We start from the raw sequence: 18,605 nt of genomic DNA on the forward strand, positions 1-18,605 counted from the left end.
GAGGATAGAAGGTTAACGCCTATTAACCACGATTGTGGATAATTAATGGAACCGTCAGAGTCCCGTAGGGGTTATGCCTTCATAGTTGAATAAATGAAAGCGAGGTCATCCCCCATGTCCTACCTACATAAACACTCACAATTCGCGGCTGCGACGGCCGCCGCATCGATTAAAACTGCGCCGATAGAGGTGTTCGCTGCGATCCGGTCAAAAATCCTATTTGGTCAGATGTTGCAAGACGTCAAAGCCGTGCAGCGTTCGATTGCGAAGCTAGGACTGCTCTCGCCTTTGGTTGTGGTCGAGCGGGCTGGAAAGCTTTACGTCATTGACGGGCAGAAGCGCCTCGCCGCGATCCGCCGCCTGCGATTTACGGGGCAGTTGCCACGCAGCCTCAACCGTATACCCTATGTGCTATATGCCGACACGGTGGAGCGCCAAAGCCCTGCACCCGCGCTGCTCTCCAATCGGGAATTGTATGAAGGTGTGGTCGAAGCGTTCAAAGCAGGGGCGAGCCCTGATGCGATTGCGAAGGAGCTTTATTTGACCCGTCAGAACGTAACACAAATCTTGACACTGTCACGCCTCTCCCCGCGCCTGCGAGGGTATTTCTTTGACGGGCATCTAAACTTAGAGCAAGCGAAAGCTTATGCTGCGACCCCGCATCATGTGACCCAAGACCGCGTATTTGACGCACTTGGCCCTTTCGCAGGGGATCGTGAAATCTTGGCAGCGTCCAAAGATGTGGCGGAGCAGACAGTTGTCGCTATGACGCCGCTAGAATTGAAACACGCTGCCTAAGCTTCGCCCTCAACTTTAAGCGGACGATTGAGCAAGCGCTTTACCGCGTCTTCTGGCGCAATGTCGCCCGCGACAATATCGGCCACGGCTTGACAGATCGGCATATCAATTTTGTGATTCTGTGCCATTTTTGCCAAAGCGGGCGCTGTTGCGACGCCTTCTGTCACGGCATTGCGTGACGCCATAATCTCTTTCATTGACTGACCTTGTCCCAGCGCCATGCCGCAACTCATATTGCGGGATTGCGTCGAGGAGCAGGTCAGCACCAAATCCCCCAACCCACAGAGCCCTGACAGTGTTTCTGGCTTCGCGCCCAAGGCATCGCCTAGACGTCGCATCTCGGCAAATCCCCGCGCGATCAAGGCCGCGTGCGCGGATTGTCCCAACTCCATACCCAAGACAATTCCGCAGGCAATCGCCAGCACATTCTTAACCGCGCCCCCAATTTCTGCGCCGATTATATCGTCAGACGTGTAGGGTCGGAAAGTCTCGCCCGCGATCAACGGCGCGATTTGATCAGCCAGATAGACGCTAGGGCCAGCCAGTGTCACAGCTGTGGGCAGGCCAATCGCCACGTCTTTGGCAAAGCTCGGCCCTGACAGGACGTAAGCTACAGCGTGCGGAACTGTGGCTTTGACGACTTCCGCCATGAAGGACAGGCTCTCCTGCTCAATGCCTTTGGAGCACAAGACGAGAGGCAGGCCATGCGGAATAGCGGAGGCAAAGTCGCTCAAAGTCGCGCGGGTGAATTGCGCTGGCACGACGACGAGGGCAAGATCAGCTTGCACAAAATCGGGTGTGTCGGATGTGGCTTTTAGATTTTTATTCAGAGCAATCCTAGGCAGGAAATCTTTGTTTTCATGATGCTCATTTATGTCATGGGCGCAGCTATCTTCTCGGCACCATATTGTTGTGTCATGACCATGCCCCGCCATGAGGTTAGCGAGCGCTGTGCCCCAAGCGCCGCCGCCCAAGACAATCACATGTTTTTTATCGCGTGTTGCGTCCGTCATATTTAATTCAACTTCTTTTTGGCTGGTGTAGGCGCAAGCATATCAGGCAAGGGGAGGGCCGCAATACCTTCTTCGTGCAGAGCCTCTGCCTCGCGTTTCGTGGCTTGCCCGTAAATGCCGCGCTCCGGTTTTTCGCCGTAATGGATAGCGCGGGCTTCATCTGCAAATTTATCACCCACATCATCGCACTTAGTCGAAATTTCTTCGCGAATTTTCGCTGCGAATTCATTCATCATCGCGAGTTGCTTTTGCGCGGTTGCGTCTTTTTTGCGAGACGTCGCCACATTAGGCGCCATGATCGCCTTCTCGATTTTTGCGGAACTACAAATCGGACATTGGATGAGGCGCTTGGCTCGTTGGTCATCATAATCAGAGCTGCTGCTAAACCAGCCTTCAAAGGCGTGGTCATGCTTGCAGATGAGGTCATAACGGATCACGCGCCTAACTCCGCCAAGCGGGGATCATGGCGCGAGCCGACGCGACTTTTTTCGGATGAATGTCGGCAAATAAAATGTCGGGCTTGTTGTGATCAAGCTTTGCAATCACTTTGCCCCACGGATCAACGACCATGGATCGTCCCCAGGTTTGCCGACCATCTTCATGCTTGCCGCCTTGGGCGGGGGCCAGAATATAAGCGCCTGTTTCAATGGCCCGCGCGCGCAGCAAAGTTTCCCAATGGGCTTTACCTGTCGCCGTCGTAAACGCCGCTGGCACAGAGATCATATCGACCTCGGCCTGAGCGTAACCGCGGTAGAGGTCAGCAAAGCGCACATCATAACAGATCGACAAACCGAGGTTCAATTCGCCCACTGGCGCAATAATGGCTGTATCCCCTGCTGTATATGTGTCCGCTTCGCGGTAAGTTTCACGCGTTGAAATCGCGGCTTCAAATAAATGAATTTTGTCATAACGCGCTGCGACCAAACCATCCGGACCAAAGACAAAACTCCGATTAGCGATTTGTCCGTCGGGGCGTTTGATAGCCAATGAACCAATGAGCAGCGTCACACCTAGATCAGCCGCCAAGGTCGAAAAGGCTTTGACGCCAAGGTCTTGATCTTGGGGGCGGACTTTGGCGCGCAGGGCCTTTGGGTCTTTCTCCAGCAAATGCGTCATCTCTGGCGTCGCGATAAAACGCGCGCCCGCCTTGGCTGCCTGCGTGATCGCTTTGCTGGCCGCGAGAATATTCGCAGCTATCTCTGTGCCAGACCGCATTTGTATGAGCGCAATTTTCATGGGCTATGTCAGCAATGGGTCCAAGCCGCCCTTGGCGTCCAGCGCGAATAGATCATCGCAGCCGCCAATATGTTTGCCATCAATAAAAATCTGCGGAAACGTATTGCGCCCGGATCGGTCATTCATTTCGCGACGCTTGGCGGGGTCCATATAGGCAGGAATTTCAATGAAAGACGCGCCTTTGGATGTCAGCAAGCCCTTGGCTCGCGTGCAGAAGGGACACATTGCCTTGGTATATATTTCGATTTTGGCCATAAAAAGCTCCTTTGCTTCTATGTAGGCAGATTTGCGGCGCGCACAACCCGCGCCAGGCACAGACCATCGACATGCGCTGCCCCCGCGCGCTTGAGCGTTTTGGCGCAAGCTTCCAGTGTTGCCCCTGTCGTCATCACATCATCAATCAGAACAATGCGTTTGCTTGCGATATAGTTTCGCCGCGCATCTGGCACATGAAACGCGCCTTTGACATTGCGCCGCCGTCCCATGGCTGACTTTCCGCCTTGGGTATCTGTTGCCCGCTTTCGCAGCAAGCTATCGGGATCAAATGTCAGCCCCCGCATCTGCGCAAGGCTGCGGCCGAGAATGGCAGACTGATTATAGCGCCGCCGCCGTAGACGCGTTGTATGCAGCGGCACAGGGACAATGATGTCCGCCTCTGCCAACAATGTCCGCCCCGCGCGTGACATCTGTGTAGTGAACAAGCCGAGGCCATTCGTCCGCCCGCCATGTTTGAAGCTGAGAATTAATTGCCGCGAGGCATCGTCATAGGCCATAGCTGACCTCGCGCGATCATAAGTTGGGGGGTAGGCCGCGCAGCGCAGACACAAACTCATAGCTTGCGCCGCATAATCAAATGGAAACCCACATGCGTCGCAGCAGGGTTCATCCAAGAATTTGACGGCCTGCCAGAGCGGCGCTGTCTCGTCCTCGGGATCAAGGCTGAGCAAAGTCTGCGCTGGCAAGACAGTGTCCAAGGCGCGCGATAAGCCGCGGCTGGCCGCTTTGATCAGGGGGTTTTCTTTTGCGCGTGGAAAGACCATATCTTCCCTATGGCAGACCCAACCGCTATTCCGCAAATCTTTGATGATACTTTACGTCATATGCGTCGCGCGCGGGCAAGGCGGCGAATGGCCCAGTCTGGCCTGTCGTTCTTCCTTACGCGCTGTATCGAGGATGTGGCAGAGCGCCTCCAAGACGTGACGCAGCGATTTGAGACAATGGTGATCATCGGCCCATTTGACGTGTCTGAGGCTTTAGCCGCGATGATCCCCGCGGACAAAAAACCCGACCATATCCATTACGCCAAGACGATGTCTGACGCGCCCGAATGCGATGCGATTATCTCGCTTCTGGCCCTGCAAAGTGAGAATGATCTGCCAGGGCTGATGACGCAAATGGCGACTAAGCTACGCCCCAACGGCCTCATGATCACCGCGATTTTTGGTGGGGACACGCTGACAGAACTCCGCCAAACGCTCTATAAAACAGATGATGAATTGCTCGGTGGGCTGACCGCGCGAGTCTATCCCATGATCACGCATAGCCAAGCTGCGCCGCTGCTGACGCGGGCAGGGCTCAATCTCCCCGTGGTGGACATGGACCGTTTCACTGTGCGCTATTCTGGCCTGTCGCGCCTTATCAATGACCTCCGAGACATTGGCGAAACGAACACGTTGCAAAGCCGCAGCGCAAATTTTGTAGGACGAGATTACCTGACGGCGCTGACGCAAAACTATGCCGAGATGTTTGCCGAAGAAGGCAAGCTGCCCGCAAGTTTTGAGATCCTCTGGCTGACAGGGTGGAAGCCCCATGAAAGCCAGCAAAAGCCGCTCAAACCTGGTTCGGCGAAAATGCGTTTGGCAGACGCCCTCAACACGCGCGAGACCAAGTTGTAGCCGCACAGATCGACTGTCCCCCGCCAGATTTGATATTGACGCCTCCCGCTGATCAGCCTACATCGCCGCTTCCAATGACGTGCCCAGATGGCGGAATTGGTAGACGCGCTAGCTTCAGGTGCTAGTGTCCGTATGGACGTGGAGGTTCGAGTCCTCTTCTGGGCACCATTTTCCCATTTTATTTATGCAAGTTGCGCTGAGAACTTTGGCTGCACTTGACCCTTAATGAGGTAGCGCATGCCGCGTCCGATGTCTGCGCCAATGCCGTAAAGAGCAGGAACGAAGAAGAGGGTGACGAAGAGGGCGAACAGGACACCAAAGGCCAGACTAATCCCGATAGGGATAAGCCATTGCGCCTGTAGAGATTTCTCCATCAGGAGCGGCAGCAGCCCGACAAAGGTCGTCAGCGAGGTTAGGAGGATTGGGCGAAACCGCCGCGTGCCAGCCTCGACCAAAGCCTCCGCGCCGTCCATGCCTCTTGCGCGTAAACGGTGGACGTAATCCAGCAAGACGAGGTTGTCATTGACCGCCACACCTGCCGCTGCAAACATGCCGAGGATAGAGAGCAAGGACATGGTCGCCCCCATTGTCATGTGCCCGATGATCATGCCGCAATAGCAAAATGGAATCGCTGCGAGCAAGATAAGGATTGGCTCGAAATAGGACTTAAACGAGACGGCGACCAAGAAATAAGCGACCCCAATCGCGATCATAAAGAACAGCATTAACTCTTGCTGAAACTCTGCTTCGCCTTGAGCGCGACCAATATTGCCGCGTGTGACATTGGGATGTAGTTTATCAAACTCGTCAAAGAAGCCCTCATTTAATTCCTTGCGGATTTCCTCAATCCGTTCGGTGACAACTTCGGCGCTGACAATGATAGCGCGTTGCCGTTCGCGGCGCAGAATTTGGTTGGTGCCTTTCTCGAACCGCAGAGTTGCCACTGTATCGAGCGGAAGCTCCCGCCCGTCCGCTGTGCGGATACGGATGGACCGTAGGAAGTCGAGCGATTCTCGGTCTGCGCGTGGATAACGGACATAGACGCGGACATCTTCGCCGTCACGGGGGAGACGTTGCACCTCCTCGCCGAAGAAACCCTGCCGCACTTGGCGGGCGACATCTGCGGCTGTCACGCCGAGGCTTTCGGCTCCAGGCTTGAGATCAAACTGCACCTCCTCTGACGCGCTATCCATATCATTGACTACATTAAATACACCTTCATAGCTGCGTAGGCGGGTCATCAAATCGTCCGCTGCCGCTTCCAAATCATCGAAAGATTTGGCGTTGAGGACATATTCAATAGGCGGGCCGTCATTATTGTCTTTGTAGTTGACCGTGATATTTTCCGCGTCTGGAATCTCTCCAATTAATTCCCTTAGGCGTTCAGCTGTTGCTTTGGCGGAGAGCGTGCGTGTTTCTGGCGGGACCAATTTGACCAAGGCCAATACATTATCATCGCGGGAGCGGGTATACCAATTCTCGATCAAATCACCGTCTTGTGCTTTAATCTCTTCAGACAGCGCTTCTTCGGCGTGCTGTAATTGCGCCAAAACTTCGAGCGTGCGCGTATAGGGCGTGCCCTCTGGCAGCTCGACAGAAATTTCAATTTGATCACTTTCGCCCTCTGGAAAGAATGACGATTTCACAAGTCCGTTGGATACGGCTCCAATCGTCAAAATCATCAGCGCCACAAAGAGGGACGCAGTGAGGTAACGCCGCTTGAGCGCTTTCGTGATAAGCGGTCGATAGAGCGTATTCGCCACCCATAACAGGCTGTCAGACAGTTTCGCTTGGAACCGCATGATACGGCTCTGCGGGTTGACAGGTTTCAGGTGCGCCAAATGGGCGGGCAGTATCAGCAAGGATTCTACTAATGAGAAGAACAGCGCCAAAATCACGACCAACGATATAGCCCGCGTAAATTCGCTGGTGCCGCCAGATAAATACATCCAAGGCGCAAAGAAAATCATTGTCGTCAGCACAGCAAAAATGACGGGCTTCACGACCATAGCCGTGCCGTTCACGGCGGCGTCCAGACCAGTTTCCCCGTCTTCGGTTTTAAAATGGATTGCTTCGCCGACAATAATAGCGTCATCGACGATCACACCGATGACCAGCAAGAAGGCGAAGGTTGAGATCATATTGAATGACACATCAAAGAGCGGGAGCAGAGCCAGTCCACCTGCAAACGCCGTCGCAATCCCGACCGAGACCCAAAACGCAATGATGGGGCGCAAAAACAACATGAGCGTCAAGCAGACCAAAAGCAGACCCGTGAGAAAGTTTTGCGTGATTGAGGAAATACGTCCTTCATAACTCTCTGCCGCGTCTTCCCAAGTCGTGATAGAGATGCCCTCTGGCAAGCTTTCCTCAGCCGTTTTGAGATAGGCTTTCACGTTCTCAGACGCTTTAATAATATCCATCTTGAGCCCGCTCTGCACTTGAACCAAGATTGTGCGTTTGCCGTTGACAGTTGCCAGCAGATTGACCTGCTCGAACCCGTCAATCACTGTAGCAACATCTTTGACGCGAATGGTCGCGCCGCCTGCATCTTGCTTCACGATGATGTTTTCAAACTCGTCCTTCGTATCAGCTTGATTGCGCGTGCGAAGCTGCACATTGCCAATATCCGTGCGCACCGTGCCGGATGACGCGTTGACGGATGTGCCACGCACCGCCTGCGCAACCTCGTCCAGCGTCAGGCCATATCGGCGCAACGCGTCCTCAGAGACTTCGATCGACACTTCCTCATTGCGCACACCAAATAATTCGACGGCAGGGATATAACCGAGCAGCCCGATCTCGCGCCGCGTTTTCTCTGCGAACCGCTTTAAGTCACGCTCGGACACAGTCTCGTCGCCAGACACGGCGAGGCGGATGATTTCATTTCGATTACGGAAGATATTAATCTGCGGTTCTTCTGCCGCTGGCGGGAATGCATTGATCGAGTCGACCTGTCGTTTGACATCGGCCATCAATTTGGCTTCGTCCACGCCGTTCTTGCCAACAACAGTCACTGATCCGCCGCCTTCGCCCGCAAAGGCCCACATGCGGTTGACGCCTTCGACTTCGGATAGCGCTTCTTCCATCCTGACGATAATCTGTTCCTCGACATCTTGGGGCGAGGCACCGGGCCATGCGACATACGTCCAAGCGCCAGGAAATTCGACATAGGGATCAAGTTCGCGCTCAATCGTGTTATAGCTGACGATCCCACCGATGAAGCATATCAGCATAAGCAGATTGGCGGCGACAGGATTGCTGGCCCACCATTTAATAATACGGTCCATTATTCGTCTCCCTTCGCTGATATCGAGGCGGCAGCGGACGTTTCCGTCTCAATCGCGCTGGCCGTGACAACAGCGATTTTCATGCCGTCGGCGACGCCTCTGATCGGGGAGGTGATGACTTGGTCACCTATGTTCAGACCACCGCTCAAAATTGCGTGATCGCGATCTGATGACACAACAGTGACGGTCTTGATCTGCAGCGTTTCGTTATCCGCAACGTAAACGGTATCATTTCCGCGCAGGGCCGCGCGGGGAATAACGAGCGAATTGGCCAGCTTTTGCCCCTCAATCGCGGCGTTCACAAATATACCCGGCGCCAGTGGCACCCCTTCGCTAGAGCCCGCCCCGAAAGGATCTTGTACCTCGGCATAGGCGTAGAGAACGCGCGTCTGACTATCAAAGCGACTATCGGTGCGCACAATGCGCCCTTGCCACTCGCTGCTAATGCCTGCGACATCAGCCGACAGCGTCACGGGGATGCCAGGGGTCGTTCGATTGGCTTCAAAGCCGAGGCTCATACCCGCACGCTTTAACTCTTCATTGGTCATGGGCAAGCGCACATCCATCATATCTGTCGCATAAATCTGACCCAACTTTGTGCCGACTGAGATAAATTCGCCTCGGTCCACATGCCTGACCGCAACGCGCCCTGTGAACGGCGCATAAAGAGATGTGCGCGCGAGAGTTAATTCCGCTTCGGCGAGTTGCGCCTTGGCCGAGGCCAGTTGCGCTTGTGCTTCCGCCATTTGTGGCTCGCGCAGCGTCAGGGGTGTCGGCTCTCCAGCGCGGCCAAGTTCGTTCCAGTCTTGTCGGGCAATCGCAGACTCTGATTTTTCGCGCGAGACCACAGTCTCCGCTTGCGCAACATTGGCGCGGGCTTGAGTAACACGAAGCTCAAACTCTGTGGGTTCAATTCATACCAGAAGGTCGCCCTTATTAAAGCGGCCACCCTCGATAAATTTCGGCGACATATAGGTGATCAATCCGTTGATCTGCGGCACCAAGCTGATCTCTGTGCGCGGCTGCACCTCACCTTGAATATTGACTTTTAGGGTGACGTCTTCCTGTACGGCGAGGGCGGTCAGGACGGGAATTGCTTTGATGACGTCTTCTTTTTCTTCGGGCGTCGGCTTCAACGCGCCCATGCCGACAAAAGCCGCAACCGCACCTGCGATCACGAGGAGGGGCAAAATGAAAATGAGAAAGCGCCATATCCAAAGCCGTCTTGGCGCCGCTATTTGGGCGTTAGCTACATTGGGGTGCGTGTCAGAAGCCACGCCGCTGGCCGTGTTGTGTGATAAGGTCATATTCGTCTCCCGCCAGTTGGCACACTGACATATGAGGACTGTATAGCCTTATAATTATTGATAATCAATAAAAAATTATCGATTATCAAATTTTTGGTACGTGTGAATAGCAGCGCCGCCTGCAAAACTCATTGCCTATTCCCGTGCGGACATGATAGCGAAACTGCGCGAATATCGTGCGGGGGCACGGTAATGAGGGTGAGGCACGTTTTATGACGGACGCCTCTCAAAGGGGAAATGTTATGACTGAGAATAAAGACACCAATGCGGTGGACGTGACCAAAGCGTGGGAAGCGACGCAGGATCAAAAAGGTAAGGCTAAGAAGCTACGGCTTTTTGCCGCGCTGTCTTGGATCGTTGCCATTGGGGCAGAGGTCGCGGGAATTATCTTGCTGCTTCAAAATAAATTCGATGAGGGTAACCTTGCGCTGCTGATTGGGTTGCTGGTCGTGATCGCAATCTTTGCGATTGCGGGGAGCTTGATGTGGAAGCGGGCGAATAAACATGATCCTGCGACGAAGGCGGAGCCGTTTAAATTTTTCGTGCAAAACCAACTCGGCGCGATCATCACGGTGATTGCCTTCTTGCCTCTATTGGCCATGATTTTCCTCGACAAAGATATGGACCCGAAGAACAAGAAAATCGCCGGCGGTGTAGGTGTGGGGCTTGCCGCACTTGCGACCGTTATCGGCATAGATTTCAGCCCGCCTTCGACGGAGCAATACACGCAGGACATGAATGCTTGCGCAGCGCAGATAAAAGCGAATGAGCCGACCACGGCTTGCTCCCCCGAAGTTGCGGCGCAAGCGCAAGAGATCGCGAAGGACTCCGAAGCTGTGGCAGAAGCGACGCGGGACGCGAACAACCCCAATGGGCGCGACGTTGTCTATTGGATTGCACCCAAAGACGGCGCGGAGAAATCCGCTTCAAAGCTTGTCTTTCATCTGTGCCCAGAGGTTAGCACGTTGCGCGGTAAAACGGTGAATAGCGGCTCTGTCACAGAGGCCTATGCCCAGAACGCCGTGCGCCTGACGAAGCAAATTGCGATGGAGCAAAAGCAGTGCGGGTTTGCGCCAGCAGAGTAGCGCCCGCTTCAAAAATTAGGTCGCGAAGCGCCGTCCGCGGGGCAAGCGATCTTTTAATTCTCGCGCTAGCTCTATATCGGCGGGCACAAGCGGCAGGTCCACGATTTTATCGGGCCAGACCCATTTAATTAATTGGCCTTCTTTGGGGCGGGCAAACCCGTCCCATTGCCGACATAAATAAAGCGGCATGAAAAGGTGGAAGTCTGCGTAAGCATGACTCGTGAAAGAGAAGGGCTGCACGCAGCGTTCGCACGGCTCAACGCCTAACTCTTCAAATAACTCGCGCGTTAGCGCGCGTTCGGGAGTTTCATTCGCCTCGACCTTGCCGCCTGGAAATTCCCACAGCCCCGCATGGTCTTTACCCTCGGGCCGCTGGCACATCAGCACACGGCCGTCGACGTCGATCAACGCACACGCCGCGACGAGGAGTAGGGGTTTATCAGCTGCGGTAGTCGGCATTAATATCAATATAACTATGCGTGAGGTCGCAAGTATAGACAGTTGCTTGGCCGTCTTCGAGACCCATATCGATATGAATATCGATCGCGTCACGCTTCATATATTCCGCGCCGTCTAGCTCTGTGTAATCAGGTAAGCGCTGGCCATTCTCTGCCAGTAAATGCGGGCCGAGCGAGATAGAAAGCTTGTCGCGGTCAGCAGGCTCGCCCGCCTTTCCGACCGCCATAATGATGCGGCCCCAATTCGCGTCTTCGCCCGCTATCGCTGTTTTTACGAGCGGAGAATTGGCGACAGACATGCCGATTTTTTTCGCGCTCGCGTCACTCACCGCCCCTGTCACTGTAATGGTCACAAATTTGGAAATGCCTTCCCCGTCTTTGATCACTTGCATGGCCAGATCGAAAAGCACGGTATGAAGCGCATCTTTGAACGCGGGCAGCCGAGGGTCATCCAGGCTAGAAATTTCTGAATGTTTGGCCGTCCCGCTCGCAAGCAATAGCAGTGTGTCAGACGTCGACGTGTCGCTATCGACAGTGATCGCGTTGAAGCTTGTCTGTGTCAGGTCAGAGAGAAGGGCTTGCAGAACTGGCTGCGAAATTGCGGCGTCAGTCGCCACGAATGACAGCATAGTCGCCATGTCGGGCGCGATCATGCCGCTACCCTTGGCGATGCCGTTAATGGTCACATATACGCCGTCAATGAGGCAGGTCGCGGTTGCGCCTTTGGGGTGGGTGTCTGTTGTCATGATCGCTTTGGCAGCCGCTTCCCAGCCGTCAGCGTCCAAATCTGCTTCCATTTCAGGAAATTTCGCAAGAACTTTGGAGGCGTCGAGCGGTTCCCCGATGACGCCTGTGCTGGCAAGGAAGACGCCGTCTTGATCCGCTTGGAAAATATCCGCCACACCTTGCGCAGTCTCGATCACAGCATCGCGGCTTTTCTGTCCGCCAAACACATTGGCTGTCCCAGAATTGACGACGACCACGCGGGGGCCGTTTGTGGTATAGTCCAGTGCTTTGCGCGACCAATCAACAGGTGCACCGGGGCAGAGGTTCTGCGTGAAAACACCCGCAACCTGCGTGCCTAGCGCGGCCACCATGACCCAGAGGTCGGTGCGGTTTTTATATTTCACGCCAGCTTCGGCCGTGGACATAGTGAAGCCTTTGATCGGCGGCAGCGTTGGAAAATGTTTGGGCGCGAAAGGCGATAATTTATATTGGGCCATAGGCGCGATTACTCATTTTCATCCGCTGTGTCGACATCTTCTGTTGTGTCGTCTTTACTGTTTCCGGGATCAAGGGTTGGCGTTTCAGGCTCAAGAGTCTGATAAACAAATTCCACCTCGCCCGTTTTGCGCAGATCAGACAGTAAAGTCTGGATGGCTTCAAACGTCATAAAGTTCACGATTTCAGGTTTTAGCGCCTCAAAGCTTGGCTGTTCGGGCAGACGCGAGTCACGGACTTCGACAACATGCCAGCCAAATTCTGTCTTAAACGGCGGCAAGCGGTCACCGATCTTGGCCTTAAAGACGGGCCGCGTGAAACGACCATCCAACATATCAAGGCTAAAGAAGCCCAGATCGCCGCCCTTGGCTGCACTGCCATTATCGAGTGATTTTTCCTGCGCAAGTGCCGCAAAATCTGCGCCGTCTTCAAGCGACTTAAAGATCGCGTCAGCCTCTGCTTTGTCTTCAACTAAAATGTGCCGTGCGCGCCGTTCTTCGCCGCGCCGGACAATATCGGATTGGGCGTCATACATTTTGCGAATGGTCACTTCGTTGACCGTGTTTTGCAGATGATCTTCGACGCGGATATTGCCCAATATGCGCTCTCGGGCGGCGGATAAGCGGCGCTTTGTTTCATCAGTTTGATCAAGCGACTGGCTCATGGCGTCGAGGGCCAGAAGACGCTGATCAATCAGTTCTTCCAGTGTTTTTTGAAATGTCGGGTCAGAGGGCGTGAGCGGCACGCCTTCGCTGACCAAGCCTTGCCCAGTTGCGGCGCGTTCGACGTCAGAGAGAAAGATTTTCGTGCCATTCACCCGCGCGACGACTTTATCGCCGGGTCGGGTTGAGGTTTGGCTAAAATTATCTGCGCCGTCAGAATTTGCGCCACCCTGACAGGCGGAAAGCGAAAAACCACAGGCCACAAGCCCACAGAGCAAAGTTTTTGTTAAAATTTGAGGCATATTTTTGATTTCTTCAATGTAACAATCCCAGCCCGTTCATTGACTTAGAGCATCACCCTACCTATGTCACCACAAACGTCTGGGCAGAGTGAATCGCCCCAAAAATCTAGGACTACCCATGCTCGGTATCGCCAAAAAAATCTTCGGGACTGAAAATGACCGAAAGCTGAAAAAGCTGCGTCCCTTAGTCGAGAAAATTAACAGCCTTGAGCCCGACTTTGTAAAGCTAACAGATGACGCCCTGCGCTTGAAAACAGATGAGTATCGCAAGCGGTATGCGGACGGCGAAACGCTGGACGACCTGCTGCCCGAAGCTTTCGCCACAGTGCGAGAGGCGGCAAAACGGACGCTGGGGCAACGCCATTATGATGTGCAGCTGATCGGCGGCCTGACGCTTCACCGCGGCGAGATTGCAGAAATGCGGACGGGTGAGGGTAAGACGCTTGTGTCCACATTGGCCGCTTATCTGAACGCGATCCCGGGACGCGGTGTTCACATTGTGACGGTCAATGACTACCTCGCCAGTCGCGATGCGCAGTGGATGGGCCAAGTCTATAACTTCCTCGGCATGACGGTGGGCTGCGTCAATGATCATCCAGCCTATGGCGGCGGGCGGCAACAGGCCTATGCGTGCGACATCACTTACGGCACGAATAATGAATTCGGCTTTGATTACCTGCGCGACAATATGAAATACTCCGTCGAAGAGATGGATCAACGCGGGCATGTTTATGCGATCATCGATGAGATTGACTCGATCCTGATTGACGAAGCGCGGACGCCCCTGATCATTTCTGGTCCAACAGACGATAAGTCAGAACTTTACCGCACGATTGACGGTATCATTCCGTCGATTGACGAAGCGGGCTATGAGCTAGACGAAAAGCAACGCACGGCGACGTTTAACGAAGCGGGCAATGAGCAAATTGAAAATATCCTGCGGGAGCGCGGCTTGCTCAGCGGCGAAGGTCTGTATGACGTCGAAAACGTCACCGTTGTTCACCACATCAACCAAGCCTTGAAAGCGCATAAGCTATTCATCCGTGACAAAGACTATATCGTCAAAGAGGGCGAAGTGGTCCTGATCGATGAATTTACAGGGCGCATGATGGATGGGCGCCGCCTCTCCGAAGGTCTGCACCAAGCGATCGAGGCTAAAGAAAACGTCGACATTAAACCCGAAAACGTGACGCTCGCCTCTGTCACACTGCAAAACTACTTCCGCCTCTATGAAAAGCTGTCGGGGATGACAGGTACGGCGGAGACTGAAGCCAGCGAATTCGCCGATATTTACAAGCTCGAAGTTTTGGTGATCCCGACCAATCGTCCGATCCAGCGGATTGACGAAGAAGACGTGATCTACCGCACCGAAGCCGAGAAATTCAAAGCGATTGTCGACGAGATCGAGCGCTGCGCGAAAAATAAACAGCCTATGCTGGTCGGTACCGTGTCGATCGAGAAATCAGAAGCTCTGTCAGCTTACCTGACTGAACGCGGCGTTGAACACCGTGTGCTAAACGCGCGGTTCCACGAAGAAGAAGCGTCTATCGTGGCGCAGGCCGGCGTGCCGGGCGCGGTGACCATCGCGACGAATATGGCGGGTCGCGGGACCGACATTCAACTGGGCGGCAATCTGGATATGCGGATCGAACAAGAAGTCCCAGCAGAGCTAGAAGGCGGTGATCGCGAGCGGGCGATTGATAAGATTAAAGACGAAATCGCAGCATATAAAGACGAAGCGCTGAAAGCTGGCGGGCTATATGTCTTGGCCACAGAACGCCATGAGAGCCGCCGGATCGATAACCAACTGCGCGGACGAACAGGTCGCCAAGGTGACCCAGGACGCTCGAAATTCTACCTCTCAACCGAAGATGACCTGATGCGAATTTTTGGCGGCGACCGCTTGAAATCTATGATGGGAAAAATGGGCTGGGAAGAAGGCGAAGAACTAACCAACCGCTTTATGACCAAAGCCGTAGAGCGCGCGCAAGTCCGCGTTGAAACACGCAACTTTGATATTCGGAAAAACTTGCTGAAATATGACGATGTCATGAATGATCAGCGCAAAACGATCTTCGAACAGCGTATGGAATTTATGACGGATGATGATGTGTCAGACGTCGTTGAAGATTTCCGCCATCAGCTCTGCGAAGACTTGATCGATGAATATATTCCGAAAAAAGCCTATGCCGAGCAGTGGAATATTAAAGGCCTGACCGAAGAGGCCAAAGAAGCGCTCGCGATGGAATTGCCATTCGATGCCTGGGCCGCAGAAGAGGGCATCGCCGATGAAGAAATGCTGACGCGCCTGAAAACGGCAACGGATCAAGCCTTCACGCAGCTCTCTGACGGGATTGATCCGGACGAACTTCACCGCGCAGAAAAGCAAATTCTCTTGCAAGTCATTGATAAAAATTGGCGCGAGCATTTGCAGCAACTCGACAGCTTGAAATCCGTGATCGGCATGCGAGCTTATGGCCAACGTGATCCGCTGAATGAATATAAATCAGAGGCCTTCACGCTCTTTGATAAATTGCTCACAAGCTTACGCGAAGACGTGACGAAATCGGTGATGCGGCTCCTGCTGAATGTGCAGATGCAGCGCCAAGAAAATCAACTGCAAGCCCAGCAAGCTCAACAAGCGCCAGCTGCGCCCTCTGCGCGCGGCCCGATGGACATGATGACGTCTGGGCCAGTTGCGGCTGCAGCTGCGGACCAGTCTGTTGATGTTGACTTTGATTTGACAGATGTGTCGCGTAACAGCGCGTGCCCATGTGGATCTGGCATGAAGGTCAAGCATTGCCACGGTAAACTCACCTAGCTTGTAGCGCCGTATTCATTGCGGCGTTTTTGCAACAGACGACATAAAATTCCAAAAACATCTGCTTTTCTGCGGATCGCTTTCAGCACAGGCAAATCTTGTGCGGTTGCGCACAATCATGCATCGCGGCCAAGTAATCACAGGGATTAGCGCTCAAAACCATCGTATCTGATCGGCGTCTAACGCTATGGGAGGGCATCAAATCACAAACGACGTGATCACTGGGAAAGCGTCGCAACACTTTTGGAGATATCCATGAAAAAACTTTTACTCGGATCTGCCGCTTTGATCGCAGCCTCAGCCGCCCCTCTCGCCGCTCAAGCGCAAGATATTAGCGTGACGACAGGCGTTGACGTGGTCACGGATTATGTCTTCCGCGGCGTCTCCCTCGCTGATACGGCTGTGCAGCCTTATGTGGAAGTATCTTCGGGCGCTTTTACAGCGGGCGCATGGTTCTCAACGGGATTGGGCGACACATCTCTCTTTGCCGCCGACGAAGTTGATCTTTATCTGGGATATAGCGTGCCAACTGAAGGCGCCATTTCTTTGGACTTCGGCGTGACGTATTATCACTACCCACAATTCGGCAGCCTTTTTTCAACGAGCGGCAGCTTAGACGATGACTTCCGCGATGCAGATGCACTTGATGATGTTGGCGATATTCTCGGCTTGGACGAGGACGACATTGACGGGGCATTTGAAGACTTAGTTTCTGGCACATATGAAGTCTCTGCCTCTGTCGGGTTTGACTCCGTTCTGTCGCCGTCTGTGACAGCTTATTACGATTTAACGCTCGAAGCCCTTACGCTCGAAGGCGGCATTAGTCACAGCGTTCCTGTGAGCGATAAAACGAGCTTTGATCTCGGCGCAACTGTCGGTCTGGTGTCTGTCGATGGTGACGGTGATTATGAGTATGGTCAGCTCTCAGCCTCGCTGGGTTACGCATTTACGGATGCTGTATCAGGTTATGTCGGCGCAAATTATGCCTTGAGCAGCGAAGACACATTAGGGTTCAAAAAAACGCTTTTGGGTGATCCAAAAGATAACCTGCTCTTCTTCGGCGCAGGTGTGTCTGCTGGATTTTAATTAGATAACAAAACACATTTAAAGCCTCGTCTTTTCATTTGTTATCAAATGACAGGGCGGGGCTTTTCTATGCCGAAGTTAGGATAGAACTGTGACGTTTGGTTGGCCCATTACTCAATCAAGGCACGGCCGATATTGAGGAATTTATCGCGGCGGCGTTTAATTAATTCATCCGGCGATAGGGCTGATAAGTCTTTCAAGTTTTTGACAATCGCGGCCCCCACAGTTTTGACAGCGACATGTGTATCGCGATGGGCGCCGCCCACGGGCTCTTTGATAATCTGGTCAATCACGCCGAGCTTTTTGAGATCTTGCGCCGTGATTTTCATCGCCTTGGCCGCGTCTTGCGCCCGCGCCCCGTCGCGCCATAAAATAGAGGCGCAGCCTTCGGGTGAGATCACAGAATAAATCGAGTGTTCTAACATCATCACACTATCAGCGGTCGCAATCGCCACCGCACCGCCAGACCCGCCTTCGCCTGTGATGACAGATACAAACGGCACGCGCAGTGATAAGCCGCGATCAATGCTGCGGGCGATCGCTTCGGCCTGTCCGCGCTCCTCCGCGCCGCGCCCTGGGAAGGCACCTGCCGTATCGACAAAGCTGACAACGGGAATAGAAAACCGTTCCGCCAAATCCATCAAACGCACCGCCTTGCGGTAGCCTTCTGGATTGGCCATGCCGAAATTATGCTTGAGGCGCGTCTCTGTGTCTGTGCCTTTTTCATGGCCCATCACAACAACGCTTTGCCCTCGTATTTTCCCTAATCCCCCGAGCAGGGCGTGATCATCGCCAAATTTCCGGTCACCTGATAGCGGTGTGTAATCCGAAACTAAAGCCTCAACGAAGTCAGAATAATGCGGGCGGGCAGGGTGACGTGCGACTTGCGTTTTCTCCCAAGGGCCGATCGAATTATAAAGCGCTTTTAGTTGATTTTCTGATTTTTGGCGCAATTCCGCGACTGCAGGCGCACTCTCGCTCTCCGACGTCAGCAGCTCTTCGACCTGCTTGTCCAACTCAGCGATGGGGCGTTCAAAATCAAGATATGTGCGAGCCATAGATGCAAATGTGTCCCTAATTTAAGCGTGGCACAATAGCGTTGCCCGCGCGCAGGTAAACCCAAAACTTTACCGCTGATTTAAGGCTGTGTTGGAATTAAATCGAATAGGTCTTGACGCTGACTTCATGGCCGTAGCGTTGGACGAATTTACGCTTGATACGGCGAACCCAATGATGTTCGTCCTCGACCTTCATACCGTCGGCAATGATCACGCGTTCTGTGAAAACTTTGGACGTCAAAGGCTTTGACCCCTCGATCAAATCCTTAGCGGTCAGGCCGTGATTAAGATCCCACTCTTGGGTAAGGTCAGTCAGCAACACGTCTAGGTCGCCAAATAAATCTGGATGTCGTCTACGTTCCCAAGTCATAGG

18 protein-coding genes and 1 tRNA gene are annotated in these 18,605 nt (G+C 53.7%); 6 read left to right on the forward strand and 13 right to left on the reverse strand.

Translation table 11 applies throughout. From position 1 onward, the window contains the following. Positions 1 to 114 precede the first annotated feature (114 nt). A complete protein-coding gene (locus AB8615_RS12305; RefSeq protein ID WP_409432864.1) occupies positions 115 to 798 on the forward strand; it encodes a ParB/RepB/Spo0J family partition protein in 684 nt (227 codons plus the stop codon). On the opposite strand, the gene AB8615_RS12310 is transcribed toward AB8615_RS12305, so the two are convergent. Genes AB8615_RS12310 through AB8615_RS12330 form a run of 5 tightly spaced genes read right to left on the reverse strand, consistent with a single transcriptional unit; the run spans position 795 to position 4,087 of the window. Next, positions 795 to 1,811 carry an NAD(P)H-dependent glycerol-3-phosphate dehydrogenase gene (locus tag AB8615_RS12310; protein ID WP_409432865.1) on the reverse strand — a complete coding sequence of 339 codons (1,017 nt, stop codon included), beginning with the start codon at positions 1,809 to 1,811 and terminating at the stop codon, positions 795 to 797. The genes AB8615_RS12305 and AB8615_RS12310 overlap by 4 nt on opposite strands. A gap of 2 nt (positions 1,812 to 1,813) precedes the next feature. Further along, positions 1,814 to 2,248, reverse strand: a complete 435-nt coding sequence (locus AB8615_RS12315) for a DUF1178 family protein (RefSeq protein ID WP_409432866.1) — start codon at positions 2,246 to 2,248, stop codon at positions 1,814 to 1,816. A 4-nt stretch (positions 2,249 to 2,252) separates the two neighbouring features. Next, entirely contained in the window at positions 2,253 to 3,047 is a 795-nt protein-coding gene (locus tag AB8615_RS12320; RefSeq protein ID WP_409432867.1) for a carbon-nitrogen hydrolase family protein, read from the reverse strand. Positions 3,048 to 3,050: 3 nt separating this feature from the next. Further along, positions 3,051 to 3,302, reverse strand: a complete 252-nt coding sequence (gene grxC, locus AB8615_RS12325) for a glutaredoxin 3 (protein ID WP_409432868.1) — start codon at positions 3,300 to 3,302, stop codon at positions 3,051 to 3,053. Positions 3,303 to 3,319: 17 nt separating this feature from the next. After that, a complete protein-coding gene (locus tag AB8615_RS12330) occupies positions 3,320 to 4,087 on the reverse strand; it encodes a ComF family protein (RefSeq protein WP_409432869.1) in 768 nt (255 codons plus the stop codon). A 9-nt stretch (positions 4,088 to 4,096) separates the two neighbouring features. Between AB8615_RS12330 and AB8615_RS12335 the strand changes: the two genes are divergently transcribed. Both AB8615_RS12335 and AB8615_RS12340 read left to right on the forward strand, forming a co-directional pair. Next, positions 4,097 to 4,942: an SAM-dependent methyltransferase gene (locus AB8615_RS12335; RefSeq protein WP_409432870.1), complete on the forward strand. Its 846-nt coding sequence runs from the start codon at positions 4,097 to 4,099 to the stop codon at positions 4,940 to 4,942. Positions 4,943 to 5,023: 81 nt separating this feature from the next. After that, positions 5,024 to 5,110: transfer RNA gene (locus tag AB8615_RS12340), tRNA-Leu, on the forward strand. A 14-nt stretch (positions 5,111 to 5,124) separates the two neighbouring features. Here AB8615_RS12340 and AB8615_RS12345 read toward each other — a convergent pair. Genes AB8615_RS12345 through AB8615_RS12355 form a run of 3 tightly spaced genes read right to left on the reverse strand, consistent with a single transcriptional unit; the run spans position 5,125 to position 9,539 of the window. Then, entirely contained in the window at positions 5,125 to 8,232 is a 3,108-nt protein-coding gene (locus AB8615_RS12345) for an efflux RND transporter permease subunit (RefSeq protein WP_418152456.1), read from the reverse strand. Beyond that, on the reverse strand, positions 8,232 to 9,146 hold the full coding sequence (locus AB8615_RS12350) for an efflux RND transporter periplasmic adaptor subunit (RefSeq protein WP_418153109.1): 915 nt from the start codon (positions 9,144 to 9,146) through the stop codon (positions 8,232 to 8,234). The genes AB8615_RS12345 and AB8615_RS12350 overlap by 1 nt, the downstream gene beginning before the upstream one ends. Continuing rightward, the gene (locus AB8615_RS12355) at positions 9,147 to 9,539 is read right to left on the reverse strand and encodes a hypothetical protein (RefSeq protein ID WP_418152457.1); all 393 of its coding nucleotides are present in this window, start codon (positions 9,537 to 9,539) and stop codon (positions 9,147 to 9,149) included. Between the two features lie 242 nt (positions 9,540 to 9,781). Here AB8615_RS12355 and AB8615_RS12360 point away from each other — a divergent pair, with 242 nt between their 5' ends. Next, a complete protein-coding gene (locus AB8615_RS12360) occupies positions 9,782 to 10,624 on the forward strand; it encodes a hypothetical protein (protein WP_409432873.1) in 843 nt (280 codons plus the stop codon). Positions 10,625 to 10,639: 15 nt separating this feature from the next. On the opposite strand, the gene AB8615_RS12365 is transcribed toward AB8615_RS12360, so the two are convergent. Genes AB8615_RS12365 through AB8615_RS12375 form a run of 3 tightly spaced genes read right to left on the reverse strand, consistent with a single transcriptional unit; the run spans position 10,640 to position 13,267 of the window. Continuing rightward, complete coding sequence (locus tag AB8615_RS12365) at positions 10,640 to 11,083, reverse strand: (deoxy)nucleoside triphosphate pyrophosphohydrolase (RefSeq protein ID WP_409432874.1); 444 nt, start codon at positions 11,081 to 11,083, stop codon at positions 10,640 to 10,642. After that, positions 11,064 to 12,305: a bifunctional glutamate N-acetyltransferase/amino-acid acetyltransferase ArgJ gene (gene argJ, locus AB8615_RS12370; RefSeq protein WP_409432875.1), complete on the reverse strand. Its 1,242-nt coding sequence runs from the start codon at positions 12,303 to 12,305 to the stop codon at positions 11,064 to 11,066. Before argJ ends, AB8615_RS12365 begins: the two co-directional genes overlap by 20 nt. Before the next feature lie 8 nt (positions 12,306 to 12,313). Then, positions 12,314 to 13,267: a peptidylprolyl isomerase gene (locus tag AB8615_RS12375; protein ID WP_409432876.1), complete on the reverse strand. Its 954-nt coding sequence runs from the start codon at positions 13,265 to 13,267 to the stop codon at positions 12,314 to 12,316. Between the two features lie 118 nt (positions 13,268 to 13,385). Here AB8615_RS12375 and secA point away from each other — a divergent pair, with 118 nt between their 5' ends. Together secA and AB8615_RS12385 are read left to right on the forward strand one after the other, a co-directional pair. Beyond that, positions 13,386 to 16,088, forward strand: a complete 2,703-nt coding sequence (gene secA / locus AB8615_RS12380; protein ID WP_409432877.1) for a preprotein translocase subunit SecA — start codon at positions 13,386 to 13,388, stop codon at positions 16,086 to 16,088. 255 nt (positions 16,089 to 16,343) lie between these two features. Beyond that, positions 16,344 to 17,174: a TorF family putative porin gene (locus AB8615_RS12385; protein WP_409432878.1), complete on the forward strand. Its 831-nt coding sequence runs from the start codon at positions 16,344 to 16,346 to the stop codon at positions 17,172 to 17,174. Positions 17,175 to 17,284: 110 nt separating this feature from the next. On the opposite strand, the gene AB8615_RS12390 is transcribed toward AB8615_RS12385, so the two are convergent. Together AB8615_RS12390 and AB8615_RS12395 are read right to left on the reverse strand one after the other, a co-directional pair. Next, complete coding sequence (locus tag AB8615_RS12390) at positions 17,285 to 18,232, reverse strand: acetyl-CoA carboxylase carboxyltransferase subunit alpha (protein ID WP_409432879.1); 948 nt, start codon at positions 18,230 to 18,232, stop codon at positions 17,285 to 17,287. A gap of 97 nt (positions 18,233 to 18,329) precedes the next feature. Then, positions 18,330 to 18,602 carry a hypothetical protein gene (locus AB8615_RS12395; RefSeq protein WP_409432880.1) on the reverse strand — a complete coding sequence of 91 codons (273 nt, stop codon included), beginning with the start codon at positions 18,600 to 18,602 and terminating at the stop codon, positions 18,330 to 18,332. Positions 18,603 to 18,605 lie beyond the last annotated feature (3 nt).

The sequence above is a fragment of the Litorimonas sp. RW-G-Af-16 genome (assembly GCF_048319245.1).
In the GTDB taxonomy this organism is placed as follows: domain Bacteria; phylum Pseudomonadota; class Alphaproteobacteria; order Caulobacterales; family Maricaulaceae; genus Litorimonas.